Origin of the sequence: Acinetobacter sp. YH12058 (genome assembly GCF_013419805.1) — a bacterium.
Lineage (GTDB): Bacteria > Pseudomonadota > Gammaproteobacteria > Pseudomonadales > Moraxellaceae > Acinetobacter > Acinetobacter towneri.
Genome location: NZ_VOZL01000061.1, coordinates 1 through 1,224 on the forward strand (window position 1 = coordinate 1; position 1,224 = coordinate 1,224).

Annotated in this window: 1 protein-coding gene and 1 pseudogene; both read left to right on the plus strand. The window is 45.3% G+C overall.

The window, feature by feature from the left end:
• The coding region (locus FTU09_RS13675; RefSeq protein ID WP_180080585.1) for a dihydroxy-acid dehydratase at window positions 1-603 on the plus strand (603 nt) is incomplete at its 5' end.
• A 151-nt stretch (window positions 604-754) separates the two neighbouring features.
• A pseudogene (locus FTU09_RS13680) lies at window positions 755-1,224 on the plus strand (hypothetical protein); the annotation flags it as partial.

The window sequence follows — 1,224 nt, forward strand, 5'->3', positions numbered from 1 at the left end:
GGACAGCAAATTATTTTGCCGTTTGATGCGCCAATTAAAAAGGATTCACATTTGGTGGTACTCAAAGGAAATTTGTCGCCGACGGGTGCAGTGGCTAAAATTACCGGTAAAGAAGGGCTGTATTTTGAGGGGCCTGCGCGGGTATTTGAGGGTGAGCAGGGTGCCATGCGCGGTATTTTAGATGGCGAAGTACAAGAAGGTGAAGTGGTGGTGATCCGCGGTGTTGGGCCGAAAGGCGGGCCGGGTATGCCGGAAATGTTAAAACCGACTTCAGCGATTATTGGTAAAGGTCTAGGCCAATCTGTTGCACTGTTGACTGATGGGCGTTTCTCGGGCGGCAGCCATGGTTTTGTGATTGGGCATGTGACACCAGAAGCCTATGAAGGAGGCCCAATTGGCTTGGTTAAAAACGGCGATAAAATTTCAATTAACGCTGAAACCCGTGAAATGACTTGGCATGTGGCTGAGGATGAAATTGCTGCACGTCGCGCGGCCTGGGTCAAACCGAAACCCAACTATACCCACGGCGCTTTGGCTAAATTTGCCAAGTTGACCTCTGGTGCGGAAAAAGGTGCGGTGACTGACCTAAATCTAGACGTCTAATCCATTGTTAAACATTGAACATTCAGCCCTGACTTGATATAAGTTTTGCACAAGGCTTATATCTCATTTAAAACAGCTTCATAATAGAAGTTGAATTTTAAGCATGTGCTGGCAGGTTCGGCACAATTCATCATTTTGAGGCAAAAAACGCATGTCACTGTTACGCCGTTGGTTCGATCCAATCCGATCGAGTTGGTTTTATCAGAAACCGACCCGACAAGCGGTGTTACCCACGGAACAAGGTCTGAGTGTTTATCTTCGACTGGATGATGTTTATAGCTATTTGGCTGCGCAGCAACTGCCTCAATTAGAAGAAATTCTCAGTGATGAAATTAAACCACTGAAAGTGATTATTTGTCGTCAGAGTGCTGAACCTCCTAATCAAATGTCATCGATAGAATGGCAACAATATTGTCTGAATGATGCCCAAATTTTAGCGCGGCAGCATCGTTTTAGTTTTCATGAAACACCTGAACAACCGACCGCCGAAGCTTTAGAACAAGCCGAAATTATTCTAAAAAATACGCCATTACGCGGCCAAGATTTTCTTTATTTACTTGAAGATGTGTTCCACATGCTGTGGCAAAAGCAGTATGGCAAGCTGAGAACACTGTATGCGAT